Below are 13560 nucleotides of genomic sequence, written 5' to 3'. Positions count from 1 at the left end.
ATTATTTAAACTGGCAATCACTTTTAAACAGGAGATTGTATTGTGAGCTCATTAAAACGCTGGACATTAAAAGAAGCCAGAGCATTGTTTGATATGCCATTTTTAGACTTGGTTTTTCAAGCGCAACAAGTGCATCGTCAACATTTTGACCCTTCACAGATCCAAGTCAGTACATTGCTTTCTATCAAAACAGGGGCTTGTCCTGAAGATTGTAAATATTGTGCTCAAAGCGCGCGCTATAAAACAGGATTAGAAAAAGAGCGCCTAATGGAAGTGCAACAAGTGATTGAATCAGCCAAAAAAGCGAAAGCGGCGGGTTCAACCCGTTTTTGTATGGGAGCAGCTTGGAAAAACCCGCATGAACGCGATATGCCTTACCTTGAACAGATGGTCAAAGAAGTCAAAGCATTAGGCATGGAAACCTGTATGACGCTGGGCAAATTAGATGATTCACAAGCAAATCGATTGGCCGGTGCAGGGCTTGATTTTTATAATCATAACCTTGATACCTCACCTGAATTTTACGGCAGTATCGTGACAACCCGTACCTATCAAGACCGTTTAGATACGCTTGATAAAGTGCGCAATGCCGGTATTAAAGTGTGTTCCGGTGGAATTTTAGGGCTAGGAGAAGAAGTGAAAGACAGAGCTGCCATGTTGGTGCAATTAGCTAATTTGCCACAACCTCCTGAAAGTGTGCCAATCAATATGCTCGCAAAAATCCAAGGGACACCGCTCGCGGATAATGACGATGTTGATCCTTTTGATTTTATTAGAACTATTGCCGTTGCTCGTATCATGATGCCACGCTCTTATGTGCGTCTTTCTGCGGGTCGAGAACAAATGAGTGAACAGACACAAGCATTTTGCTTTATGGCTGGGGCGAACTCTATTTTCTATGGTTGCAAATTATTAACAACAACCAATCCAACCGAAGATAAAGATCACCTATTATTCCGTAAATTAGGCTTGAATCCTGAACGATTAGCAGTATCTATGGGCGACAATCAGCAAGAAGACGCTTTGATGCACGCGGTTGCCAATAAAGACACTGAACAATTTTATAATGCGGCACTGTAATGAGCTGGCAAACCTATTTAGATGAACAACTTAATGCGCGTAGAAATACGCCATTATGGCGAAAACGTAAAGTGATCAAACAAGCTGATGGGCGTTTTTTGATCACAACATCAGGCGAAAAATACCTTAATTTTTCAGGCAATGATTATTTAGGTGTCAGTCAACATGCAGATGTTATTAAAGCATGGCAACAAGGTGCTGATGAATATGGCGTAGGTAGCGGTGGATCAGGACATATCATTGGATTTACCCAAGCTCATGCGCAATTAGAACAGCATCTTGCAGATTGGTTAGGTTACGATAATGCGCTGTTATTTTCATCTGGCTACAGTGCTAATCAAGGTGTTATTTCGGCATTACTTGAAAAAGACGATGCCATTATTGCGGATAAACTTTGTCATGCCTCGTTAATGGAAGCCGCTATATTCTCGCCCGCCACTTTGTGGCGCTTTTTACATAATTCACCCAACTCGTTATTTCAACGGCTAAATAAAACAGCGGCTAATAAAACCTTAGTGGTGACAGAAGGTGTCTTTAGTATGGATGGTGATAAAGCCCCATTAAGAGAAATAGCAATAATAAGCCAACAGCATCACGCATGGCTAATGGTCGATGATGCGCATGGTATCGGTGTTTTAGGTACAGAAGGCCGGGGCAGTTGTGATGACGCGGGTATTAAACCTGAGCTATTAGTGGTGACATTTGGTAAAGCTTTTGGTGTCAGTGGCGCGGCTGTACTGTGTAACAAACCAACGGCTGAGTTTTTTGAACAATACGCTCGGCATCTTATTTACAGTACATCCATGCCACCAGCACAAGCTATCGCTTTAAATGCAGCCCTAAATGTCATTAAGCAGGCGGATAATGAGCGAGAATATCTTCAACAATTAATTGATACTTTTCGTCAAGGTGTGGTTTCACTTCCCGTTAATTTATTGCCTTCACAAACGGCTATTCAGCCACTAATTATTGGTGACGAACAATTATGCCAAACACTTTCAGATTATCTGCAATCTAAAGGGCTTTGGGTAAAGGCAATTTTTCCCCCTACCGTACCTCCTCAAAGTGCGCGTCTACGGATAACGTTAACCACTCGCCATCACCTTTCAGATATTAAGCTGTTAATCGAGATGCTTCATGATTTCTTCAATCAAAACCGATAAACAACGTATAGCTCAAACATTTGGTAAAGCGGCTATTCATTACGATAATCACGCCAATATTCAGCGTTATAGTGGCAATAGATTAATGGATTTGGCACGTCATGATAGTGGCAATATTGTGTTAGATGCTGGATGCGGAACAGGGTATTTCAGTCAAAAGTGGAAGCAACAAGGGCGCTTTGTTATTGCACTTGATTTATCACATTCGATGCTACAGATGGCAAAACAACAACAACGAGCTGATGGCTATCTACAAAGTGATATAGAACATTGTGCGATTACACCCCATAGCGTGGATATTGTTTTTAGCAATTTAGCTATGCAGTGGTGTGATGATTTATCTGTTGCAATTCACACACTCATGAAAACGGTAAATAAAAAAGGTACGCTTTATTTTTCAACACTCGCTACGTTGACATTGCAAGAAGTCCGAGACGCTTGGCAATCAATTGATACATATCCGCATGTGAATCCTTTTTTATCTCCATCAGAAATTGAAAAAGCCTGTGTGGGTTTTCTGTGCCAATTTTCTACTGAGATAGTGACCGAGTACTACGATTCTTTACCTGCGCTGTTTACCTCGTTGAAAGGTGTTGGCGCAAATTTTGTGCAAGGTGATCGTCATAAAGGATTAATGACACGGCAAAAGCTTCGTGCGTTAGACAAGGTATGGAAAACCGAATCAGGTAAATATTTGCTCACTTATCAAATCATTATAGGAAAAATATCACATGGCTAAAACATGGTTTTTAACAGGAACGGATACCGAGGTGGGGAAAACTGTTGCAAGCAGTGCCTTATTACAATGTGCAGCTCAGCAAGGATATCAAACGGCGGGTTATAAGCCAGTTGCATCAGGAAGCGAATGGTTAAATGAAGATTTACGTAACTCTGATGCCTTAACACTGCAAAAATTCAGCACTGTAAAACCAGATTATCATCGCGTGAATCCTTATTGTTTTGAAACGCCAACCTCGCCCCATATTGTTAGCCAAGAAATGAATCAGCCTATTGATTTTAATGTGATGTCAGACGGCTTATCTTATTTAGAACAGCGAGCTGATTGGGTTTTAGTGGAAGGGGCTGGTGGCTGGTTTACGCCATTATCAGCAAACCAATTTTTTTCTGATTGGGTTATTAGTGAACAACTTCCCATTATTTTAACGGTGGGCGTTAAATTGGGTTGCATTAATCATGCGTTATTAACACAACAAGCCATTAGCCAGTCTGGTTTAATATTGGCAGGTTGGGTTGCTAATGAAATAGAGCCTGTAGGCAGATATCAACAAGAATATCTAGCAACATTAAAACAGCATATCAAAGCACCTTTTTTAGGCAAAATACCCTATTTAAAGGAAGTAAAAGAGCATAATTTTACTTCTTACCTCAATCTTTCCTATTTAAAGGAAGGTTGATAGTGCATTACTCGATTAATGATGAAAGCCTATTTATTGAGCCAATAAAAAAATAAAAAAAATAAATTTTGCCAATTTTTAGGGGTATTTTAAGGTAAAAAAAAAGACGTAACCTACCGTGAGATAACAACTTTGTGTAGTTATCCACTATTCCTGTGGATAACCTTGTGTATTACCATTATAAAAATACTCTGAATAGAGAGAATACAAGGCATTGCTAAAGATTGGCGCTATTCTCAACTTTTATTTTTAATTCTTATATATCAATTAATTAAATAAAATCAATAGAGCTAGTGATGTCTGTGTGCCTCTTTGAATAATTCACAAAATAGGGGGTTGCTTTTTGAAAAAATTCCAGTGTCAAAACTGGGGATAACTTATGCTAATTATTCAGACAATTTTTATGAGATAGAGATTGAAGCTGGATTTTTATCCAGTATCATAAGGAGTGTCAGCGAGGAGACGAAAATATGAGCAAAGCTTTTAAACTGCATTCTGAATTTAAACCGGGCGGTGATCAGCCTACGGCTATTGCTTCACTTTGTGAAGGGCTAGAAGATGGGTTAGCACATCAAACCCTTTTAGGGGTAACAGGCTCAGGTAAAACGTTTACCATTGCCAATGTGATTGCCAACTTAAATCGGCCGACGATGGTGTTAGCACCAAATAAAACCTTGGCGGCACAGCTTTACAGTGAAATGAAAGAATTCTTTCCTGAAAATGCAGTGGAATACTTTGTTTCTTATTATGATTATTATCAGCCTGAAGCCTATGTCCCAAGCTCTGACACCTTTATTGAAAAAGATGCCTCTGTTAACGAACATATCGAACAAATGCGTCTATCTGCGACAAAAGCCTTACTAGAACGTAAAGATGTGATTGTAGTGTCGTCTGTTTCTGCTATTTACGGTTTGGGTGATCCTGATAGCTACTTAAAAATGATGCTTCACCTAACTAACGGCATGATAATCGATCAACGTGCGATTTTACGTCGCCTTGCGGACTTACAATATACCCGTAATGATCAAGCTTTTCAGCGAGGAACATTTCGTGTTCGTGGTGAAGTGATTGATATCTTCCCCGCTGAATCGGATGACTACGCCTTACGTGTCGAATTATTTGATACAGAAGTCGAACGTCTTTCACTGTTTGACCCTTTAACTGGGCAAATCCATTATAACGTGCCTCGTTTTACGGTTTATCCCAAAACTCACTATGTCACACCTCGTGAACGTATTCTTGAGGCAATGGAAAGCATCAAAGTAGAGCTCGCAGAGAGACGTAAAGTGCTTTTAGCCAATGATAAGTTAGTTGAAGAGCAACGTGTCACTCAACGTACCCAATTCGATCTCGAAATGATGAATGAATTGGGATATTGCTCTGGTATTGAAAACTACTCACGCTATTTATCGGGTAGAGGCCCCGGCGAGCCACCGCCAACACTGTTTGATTATCTTCCTGCTAATGGCTTATTAGTGATTGATGAATCACACGTTACCATTCCTCAAATTGGTGGTATGTATAAAGGCGACCGTTCTCGTAAAGAAACGTTGGTTGAGTATGGTTTCCGCTTACCTTCTGCGCTTGATAACCGTCCATTACGATTTGAAGAATTTGAGGCTTTAGCGCCACAGACTATTTATGTTTCAGCCACACCCGGTAAATATGAACTGGAAAAATCGGGTGATGACATTATTGAGCAAGTTGTTAGGCCAACAGGATTACTCGATCCTATTATTGAAGTTCGACCAGTAACAACACAAGTTGATGATTTATTATCTGAAATACGTATTCGTGCCGCGAAAAACGAACGTGTACTTGTTACCACGTTAACAAAACGAATGGCGGAAGATTTAACGGAATATCTTGAAGAGCATGGTGAACGTGTCCGCTATTTGCACTCTGATATTGATACTGTTGAGCGTGTCGAAATTATTCGTGATTTGCGTCTTGGTGAGTTTGATGTATTAGTCGGTATTAACTTACTTCGAGAAGGTTTGGATATGCCAGAGGTTTCTCTGGTTGCCATTTTAGATGCTGATAAAGAAGGCTTCTTACGGTCAGAACGTTCTCTTATTCAGACTATTGGTCGTGCTGCGCGTAATCTTGAAGGTAAGGCTATTTTATACGGTGATAGAATTACAAACTCAATGGCAAGAGCTATTGAGGAAACTGAACGTCGCCGTGAGAAACAGCAACAATTTAACCTTGAACATGGCATTGTGCCTACAGGGTTAAACAAAAAAGTGAGTGATATCCTTAAAATTGGTCAGCCATCTCAAGGACGCAATAAGAAAGGGCATAAAACTACCGATCTTCACGATAATTATCCGTTGTTATCTACGGCTGAGTTGGAAAAAGAGATCCAACGTTTAGAAGCCGAAATGTATCAACATGCAAAAGATCTTGAATTTGAAAAAGCGGCAAGCACGCGTGATAAGTTACAAGCATTACGCGCACAATTTATTGCTAACTCTTAACAAGAGAACGCAAGTCAGCAATACAATAAAGGGATATCCTCAGTTTTATACTGGGATTATCCCTTTTTACCTTCTATCTTTCATTTTTACCTAGTTTGATATTCCCTTAATGGCGTTCAACTGTTTAAATATCACTACAAACAAAGGGTCAATTATTTACAAAGATAAAAAAGACATTAAGGACAGTGAATGAGTGGTTATGTTTACGCAGGGTTTTCAAGCTCTGTAGGAGTCATTGTTGGTGTTATTCTTCTTGTTATGCTTTTTAAATGGTTACGCAAATTTGCAGTACAAGATAGTGAATTATCAAAATCATCAACAGTAGGGCAGGAGCCCATTTTATCTGAAGCTGATACCCCTTCAAATCAACTCTTACCTCATGAGTGGGGATTATATGTAGCCGCGCCTTATGCTGAGATGAATGAGTGGGCATATAACGAATACAATCAAGGCAAGGATGATGGTGGGTTATCAGCAGGTTGGGGCATTAATGATCGTTGGGATTTAATTTATCAACTATTTTGGCTATTAACTCAAGGCCATACGAATGACTTTTACCAGCTTCGTGATCAGATTTTGGATGGCAAAGAAGATGATATTCAATCATTAAAAAATGATATTTTGCTCTCAGAGCTCACTGAACATGATAAAAATGAGCGTTTATGGCAAATCGATATGATGAACACCAATCGAATGAATATCCAAAACGTAAAATATCTTATTTGGGATCTTTGCCGTTTTAACAAGCTCTGTCTAGAAGGTTGTCAGCAAGGCTATATTACCCAGCAAGAAGCACAAACATGGTCTTTAATGAGTGCATCAATGCTACGTCGAATTTACGATGGTTGGGAAGATATGTGGCGAAGTTTTATTGCTGCACGCTGGTTTTGGGCGAGTGGTGATCAAGATTGGGTTTCTTCCCATCAAGCCTTCACAGATGTTGTGCAAAATATTCTGAATGCCGAAGAGACGTTAGCAACAGAAGAAAATTGGATAATGGATTTACCTCCATTAGATTTAATGTCTTTCTCTCGTACTGTTGCTGGACTTGGTTTAATGAAAGAAGACGTGCCAATGACATTATCTGAAATCGAAGAAGCCATTAGCCAGCGTATTACGCTAAAACAGCTTAATAGCTAATATATGATTAAACACGGATAGCAATAATTTATTCGTTATTAATAAAAAACCGCACTTTATTTCAGATGCGGTTTTTTAATAGATATAGATTATTTAAATACAGTGTAACGGTTTAGTTTGATGCGTTACGTTGCCCTAATTGTTGCAACGTTAACTCAATGGCTTTACCTAACAGATGGCGATCATGACGATAAGGAATATCTTTAGCTTCTAATTGAGCCTGCACAATTAACCGACCTTTCATCGATTCATATTGTGTTTCAGGGCTAATAATTACTGCATCTATTGTTTGTAGACCAATATAATTTTCCATCATGGCAATCTTATCTGACATCGTCATGCTGGCGGCGGCTGGACTTAATTCTTTACCCAAATTACCAATATAAATCGTTGTTGCACTGCTACGGCGTAATGCTTGTGCAAGCTCTGGCAATAATAATAAAGGCATTAAACTGGTAAAGAAGCTGCCTGGGCCAATTAAGATTAAGTCGGCTTGTTCAATAGCTTCAATCGCTTCTCGTGTTGTTGGCACTTTAGGGTAAAGATCAAGTTTTTGTGGGATCTTGGGTAAAATATCAACATTAACTTCACCATAAACCTCATTTCCTTGGTCGTCTATCGCCATCAGATCAACGGCTTGTTCCGACATAGGAATAAGGTGCGCATTGACTCTTAATAACCCGCGAATAAGATTAATTGCCTCTAAAGGTCGAACACTTAAGTTATCTAGCGCTTTAAGCATTAAATTTCCTAAATTGTGTCCAGCAAGCTCTCCTGTACCTGAAAAGCGATATTCAAACATTGCAGAAGCCACAGAAGGTTCTGTGATTAACTGATTAATACAATTGCGCATATCTCCCCACGCAATGCCACCTTCTTCTTGACGAATACGGCCAGTAGAACCGCCATTGTCTGTTGTTGTGACAATACCGGTAAGGCGAGAGCCTAAGTAGGCGAGTGCTGAAAGCACACGTCCAAGGCCATGACCCCCCCCTAGGGCAACGACACGATCTAAATCACTTAGCGTGCGATTTCGCATATTTGTTCGACTCATCTTTAAAAATTTGCGGCTAATTTATCACAATTAAATTTTAAGCCTATGATCATGACGTGATTTCGTCACATTCCTAGTTCTATTTTACTTTTGACAGCCTAATATTTAATCAATGAAAGTGTTTTTACTTATGTTATCAGAGTAACTAAAGTGTCGTAAGTCGTTGTGTTGTAAGTTGTATAGCGAAAACATTATTCGCTTTTTACATAATTAGCAGGTAGAATCCACAATAAATATATTGGTATTAGAACCTGTTAAAAACAGGTAAAGATTAACTCCTAGCCTTAACGTCTAAGTCGTGTATTAATACGATATGATGCTCTGGCCGTGACGAAATAAGTCACCAGGGTGCAAGGTAGAAATACCCGCATCTCCCGATTTGGAAAGGTGTTACTATGCAACAACTTATTGATGCGTTTTCCCGCAAATTCTTCTATTTACGTCTTTCAATTACAGACGTGTGTAATTTCCGTTGTACTTATTGTCTACCTAATGGGTATAAGCCTAACGGGCACAAATCATTTCTTTCATTAGATGAAATCGGCAGACTCACCCAATCTTTTGCCGCACTCGGCACAGAGAAAATCCGCTTAACCGGGGGTGAGCCGACAATGCGCCGTGATTTTACAGATATTATTGCAACGATTAATGAAAATGCGTCCATCAAAAAAATCGCAGTGACCACCAATGGTTATCGAATGGCGCGTGATGTTGCTCAATGGCGCGATGCCGGTTTAAGTGCCATTAATGTTAGCGTTGATAGTCTAGATCCCCGTCAATTCCATGCTATTACGGGTCAAGATAAGTTTGGTCAAGTGATGGAAGGTATTGATGCTGCATTTACTGCGGGTTTTGAAAAAGTGAAAGTCAACGTTGTGCTGATGCGCAATGTTAATGATAAAAATCTTCCTGACTTTCTTCATTGGATCAAAGACAGACCTATTCAATTACGTTTTATTGAATTAATGGAAACCGGTGATGGTAGTGATATTTTTAACCGTTTTCATTTGTCTGGTGATGTTATTCGCCAACGCCTTCTTAATGAAGGTTGGTTACACGTTCCCCGCGCTCGCAGTGACGGGCCAGCTCAAGTATTTACCCATCCTGATTATCAAGGTGAAATTGGTCTTATCATGCCTTATGAAAAAGACTTTTGTCTAACTTGTAACCGTTTACGTGTTTCCGCTATTGGTAATCTCCATCTTTGCCTGTTTGGTGAAAATGGGATCCCTTTACGTGATTTACTGGCTGATGATACTCAACAAGAGGCATTACAACAGCGTATTCAGGGTGGTCTCCTTCATAAACGAGAAACGCATTTTCTTCATCAAGGTGATAGCGGTATTACACCGAATTTATCTGTTATTGGTGGATAGTTTTTCGCTCTGTTATTTCGTTAATTTCAGGAGTTGTGCATGTCTCAACTAACTCATATTAATGCTGCCGGTGAAGCTCACATGGTGGATGTTAGCGCTAAAGCTGAAACAGTGCGAGAAGCGCGTGCTGAGGCCTTTGTTGAAATGTCAGCAGAAACATTAAGTATGATCACCGAAGGTAAACACCATAAAGGTGATGTGTTTGCAACGGCAAGAATTGCAGGTATTCAAGCTGCAAAAAGAACATGGGAATTAATTCCGTTATGCCATCCGCTGTTATTAACTAAAGTCGAAGTGCATTTAGAAGCACTCACTGAATCTAACCGTGTCCGCATTGAATCTGTTTGTCGTTTAACCGGTAAGACTGGGGTTGAAATGGAAGCACTAACGGCGGCTTCAGTCGCTGCTTTGACGATTTATGATATGTGTAAAGCCGTTCAAAAAGATATGGTGATAGGGCCTGTACGTTTGTTAGAAAAGACAGGTGGTAAATCAGGTCACTTTAAGGTGGAAGCATGATTAAAGTTCTCTTTTTTGCTCAAGTCCGTGAATTAGTCGGTGTGGATTCTCTCGAATTAGATTGTGCATACCATACAGTTGATGATTTACGTAACGCATTAATCACTAAAGGTGATCGTTGGTCATTAGCCCTTGAAGATGGCAAGTTACTTTCTGCGGTAAATCAATCCTTTGTTCAAGGTTCTCACATTATTACTGATGGTGATGAAATCGCCTTTTTTCCACCTGTTACAGGAGGATAAGATGGGCACATCAACTCGTATTTCAGTCCAAACCGAAAATTTTAACGTTGGTGATGAATATCAATGGCTATCAGAGTGCGACAGTGATGGTGCCGTTGTGACATTTACGGGGAAAGTCCGTAATCACAATTTAGGGGATGAAGTGAGTACGCTCACGCTTGAACATTACCCAGGCATGACTGAAAAAGCGCTTAATGACATTGTCAGTGAAGCACGAGGCCGTTGGCCTTTACAGCGTGTAAGTGTTATTCACCGTGTAGGGACTTTGCATATTGGTGAGGAGATAGTGTTTGTCGGTGTTACCAGTTCTCATCGTAATAGCGCTTTTGAGTCCGCTGAGTTTATTATGGATTTCTTAAAAACACGTGCACCCTTTTGGAAAAAAGAAGGGCTTTCTGAAAATAAAAATAGATGGGTTGATGCTCGCCAAAGTGATTATGACTCGGCTGAGCGCTGGGAATAAACTATCACACTCAATTAAACACGACATTACTTTACCTAAATTTATTTTGTGATGACATTTCATACAGTTTATTTCATGGAAATGTAAAATCAGTGTGATAAAATTAAATTCTAATGAGCCGACTATGGGCTCTTTACTGAAATAAACGTTATCGTTAAACCTAACGTTATCACTATGATTAAAGGGTAATCATCATGGATCGATTTTCACGTTCAAATGATTCAATCGTACAGCGCACAGGTTCTGGCCTACAAACCTTCATGGCTCAGGTTTATGGTTGGATGACTGTAGGTCTGTTATTAACTGCGTTTGTTGCATTCTACGTTGCATCAAGCGAAGCATTATTATCAATGATTTTCTCAAGCAAGATCGTCTTCTTTGGCCTGATCATTGCTCAATTAGGGTTAGTTTTCGTGTTATCAGGTATGGTCCATAAAATGAGTGGTGCAATGGCAACCTCATTATTTATGCTCTATTCTGTGCTAACGGGTGTGACTATCTCAAGCGTATTACTGCTTTATACCGCCTCTTCAATTGCGAGCACATTCTTTATTTGTGCGGCAATGTTTGGTGCATTAAGCATTTACGGTTACACGACTAAGCGTAGCTTAACGGGTATGGGTAGCTTCCTGTTTATGGGGCTTATCGGTATCATTATTGCTTCTATCGTTAATATCTTTATGCAAAGCTCAATGATGAGCATGGTTATCTCTTACGCAGGTGTGTTAATTTTTGCAGGTTTAACTGCTTACGACACCCAAAAATTAAAAGATATGGGTAATGAGATTAACCAAGAAGATAAAGAAAATATGCGCCGTTACTCAATTATGGGTGCATTAACGCTTTATTTAGATTTCATCAACCTGTTCTTAATGTTACTGCGTATTTTAGGCGATCGTCGTTAATTTTAACGATATTTGCGGATAAACGTAGTTTAAAAACAGCATAAAAAATAAATCCCATCACTTTATAAGTTGTGGGATTTTTTTTGCTTTTATTAAGAGAATTTTTCTGTTGCACACAATTGAAATAGAATGAAGCTTAGTTATTTCGCAGCCAAGGTGTAATAGTTAACCCCACTAAAGTACCTTCAGGGCTTAATAAGCGTGTGACTGTTTGCCCCCAAGGTTCAACGCGATTATCAACCAGCAGTTGATAGCCTTTTTGTTTTAAGGTTTGAGTTGCCGTATTAATATCTTCAACTTCAAATTCAACCCACGATTGAGGAATTGGCAAATTGTTCGGCCAAACCTCATTACCAAAGCAAGATATCGCCGCTTGTGTTAATGGCCATAATGCAAAGTGCTTAACACCGTTTAATTCACCTTCCGATGTTGATAAATAATCACTATTACCTTCCATAGGCTTTAATGGCAGGTTAAGCGCATCTTTATAAAAAAGCTGGCTTTGTGCATTATCGCGGGTAATAGGGCCAAAACCCGCAACAAAGAGAACATTGATATCAAAAATAAAAGGTGTCATAAAATGCCTTTAAATTAATTGCTATTGTTTTAAGCAATCTTCCGTTGGAAAAGATAATACGCAAAGGAGCCTGTGCCTGCTGCAATCACCAATAAAGGCCATAAACTGTGCCATATTACAGTGATATCGGCATTTTTAAGGTAAATCTGTTTTGTGATATCGGTGAAATGACGAATAGGGTTTATCCAAGTGGCATGTTGTAGCCAAATAGGCATATTTTCTACGGGGGAAATATAGCCTGATAATAAAACGGCAGGCATCATAAATACAAATACACCAATAAAAGCCTGCTGTTGTGTTGAGCTTAATGCCGAGATTAATAAACCAAATCCCACCAGCGATAAGCCATAAATAAGCATGGTAAAGTAAAATAGAAGTAGCGAGCCTGAAAAGGGAATTTGATAACCAAATATCCCGATAATCAATACAATAGTACCTTGAATGGCAGCCACAACCATTGCTGGAACCGCTTTGCCTACAAAAATTTGCCATGTTGATAATGGCGAAACTAATAATTGATCTAATGTGCCTTGCTCTCGCTCTCTAGCAACAGAAAGTGAAGTGACTATCATCACACCAATGGTAATAATCAGTGCGACTAAAGAAGGCACAATAAACCATTTATAATTCAAATTAGGGTTATACCAATTACGGACAACCAACTCTGTTTTATTCAGTAAAGAGGGCGTATTTCCCGTTAATGCAGTTTGATAATTTTGTACGATTTGTTGCACATAATTAGCAGCAATTTGTGCGCTATTAGAATTTCGACCATCTAGGATTATTTGTAATTTAGCAGAAACATGACTTTCTAAATCAGCACTAAAATTCTGTGGAAAACGAACTAATAAAAGCGCTTTGCGGTTATCAATGGTTTCTTTTATTTCATGCTCATTTTTCAGTAACAATGTTTTAGAAAAGGCACTCGCTTTGGCGATCCGTTGAGTTAACTCAATAGAGTGTTTACCGTTATCTTCATCAAAAATAGCAATAGAGGCATTGGTAACATCTAATGTGGCAGCAAAAGGGAATAAGATCATTTGAAAGATAACGGGCATTATTAAAATAATGCGAGTTTGAGGCTCTTGTAATAATGACTGTAACTCTTTCATTATCAGGGTGAGAAGGCGATAAAACATAAACACT

Annotated in this window: 14 protein-coding genes and 1 riboswitch; of the genes, 11 read left to right on the top strand and 3 right to left on the bottom strand. The window is 39.3% G+C overall.

Going from position 1 to position 13560, the window contains the following annotated elements; all coding sequences use genetic code 11:
• The first annotated feature begins 42 nt into the window (after window positions 1–42).
• From bioB to INT04_RS14600, 6 genes are all read left to right on the top strand, one after another.
• Complete coding sequence (gene bioB, locus INT04_RS14625) at window positions 43–1080, top strand: biotin synthase BioB (protein WP_193016832.1); 1038 nt, start codon at window positions 43–45, stop codon at window positions 1078–1080.
• Window positions 1080–2243, top strand: coding sequence for an 8-amino-7-oxononanoate synthase (gene bioF / locus INT04_RS14620; protein ID WP_193016831.1), 1164 nt, complete (start codon window positions 1080–1082; stop codon window positions 2241–2243). Before bioB ends, bioF begins: the two co-directional genes overlap by 1 nt.
• Complete coding sequence (gene bioC / locus INT04_RS14615) at window positions 2218–2982, top strand: malonyl-ACP O-methyltransferase BioC (protein ID WP_193016830.1); 765 nt, start codon at window positions 2218–2220, stop codon at window positions 2980–2982. The genes bioF and bioC overlap by 26 nt, the downstream gene beginning before the upstream one ends.
• On the top strand, window positions 2975–3658 hold the full coding sequence (gene bioD / locus INT04_RS14610; protein ID WP_193016829.1) for a dethiobiotin synthase: 684 nt from the start codon (window positions 2975–2977) through the stop codon (window positions 3656–3658). The genes bioC and bioD overlap by 8 nt, the downstream gene beginning before the upstream one ends.
• A gap of 470 nt (window positions 3659–4128) precedes the next feature.
• Window positions 4129–6138, top strand: coding sequence for an excinuclease ABC subunit UvrB (gene uvrB, locus INT04_RS14605; protein ID WP_193016828.1), 2010 nt, complete (start codon window positions 4129–4131; stop codon window positions 6136–6138).
• A 189-nt stretch (window positions 6139–6327) separates the two neighbouring features.
• On the top strand, window positions 6328–7278 hold the full coding sequence (locus INT04_RS14600) for a DUF1266 domain-containing protein (protein WP_193016827.1): 951 nt from the start codon (window positions 6328–6330) through the stop codon (window positions 7276–7278).
• A 112-nt stretch (window positions 7279–7390) separates the two neighbouring features.
• Here the strand turns inward: INT04_RS14600 and yvcK are convergent, their stop codons facing one another.
• Window positions 7391–8317: a uridine diphosphate-N-acetylglucosamine-binding protein YvcK gene (yvcK, locus tag INT04_RS14595; protein ID WP_193016826.1), complete on the bottom strand. Its 927-nt coding sequence runs from the start codon at window positions 8315–8317 to the stop codon at window positions 7391–7393.
• 278 nt (window positions 8318–8595) lie between these two features.
• Window positions 8596–8738, top strand: a riboswitch (molybdenum cofactor riboswitch).
• Between yvcK and moaA the strand changes: the two genes are divergently transcribed.
• The 5 genes from moaA (at window position 8728) to INT04_RS14570 (ending at window position 11837) form a co-directional block, all read left to right on the top strand.
• Window positions 8728–9708 carry a GTP 3',8-cyclase MoaA gene (gene moaA, locus INT04_RS14590; RefSeq protein ID WP_193016825.1) on the top strand — a complete coding sequence of 327 codons (981 nt, stop codon included), beginning with the start codon at window positions 8728–8730 and terminating at the stop codon, window positions 9706–9708. It overlaps the preceding riboswitch by 11 nt.
• A 39-nt stretch (window positions 9709–9747) precedes the next feature.
• Window positions 9748–10227 carry a cyclic pyranopterin monophosphate synthase MoaC gene (gene moaC, locus INT04_RS14585; protein ID WP_193016824.1) on the top strand — a complete coding sequence of 160 codons (480 nt, stop codon included), beginning with the start codon at window positions 9748–9750 and terminating at the stop codon, window positions 10225–10227.
• A complete protein-coding gene (moaD, locus tag INT04_RS14580; protein ID WP_193016823.1) occupies window positions 10224–10469 on the top strand; it encodes a molybdopterin synthase sulfur carrier subunit in 246 nt (81 codons plus the stop codon). The genes moaC and moaD overlap by 4 nt, the downstream gene beginning before the upstream one ends.
• Before the next feature lies 1 nt (window position 10470).
• Window positions 10471–10932 (top strand): molybdopterin synthase catalytic subunit MoaE, encoded by a 462-nt coding sequence (gene moaE, locus INT04_RS14575; protein WP_193016822.1) that lies wholly within the window; start codon window positions 10471–10473, stop codon window positions 10930–10932.
• Between the two features lie 194 nt (window positions 10933–11126).
• A complete protein-coding gene (locus INT04_RS14570) occupies window positions 11127–11837 on the top strand; it encodes a Bax inhibitor-1 family protein (RefSeq protein WP_072070555.1) in 711 nt (236 codons plus the stop codon).
• Window positions 11838–11973: 136 nt separating this feature from the next.
• Here the strand turns inward: INT04_RS14570 and INT04_RS14565 are convergent, their stop codons facing one another.
• Both INT04_RS14565 and INT04_RS14560 read right to left on the bottom strand, forming a co-directional pair.
• Window positions 11974–12414, bottom strand: coding sequence for a glyoxalase (locus INT04_RS14565; RefSeq protein WP_193016821.1), 441 nt, complete (start codon window positions 12412–12414; stop codon window positions 11974–11976).
• Window positions 12415–12443: 29 nt separating this feature from the next.
• Window positions 12444–13553, bottom strand: a complete 1110-nt coding sequence (locus tag INT04_RS14560) for an ABC transporter permease (protein ID WP_193016820.1) — start codon at window positions 13551–13553, stop codon at window positions 12444–12446.
• Between the last annotated feature and the right edge of the window lie 7 nt (window positions 13554–13560).

Origin of the sequence: Proteus sp. FME41, assembly GCF_014897315.1 — a bacterium.
Lineage (GTDB): Bacteria > Pseudomonadota > Gammaproteobacteria > Enterobacterales > Enterobacteriaceae > Proteus.
The sequence above is the reverse complement of the archived record's forward strand: the minus strand, read 5'-3'. Positions and strand labels throughout refer to the sequence as shown.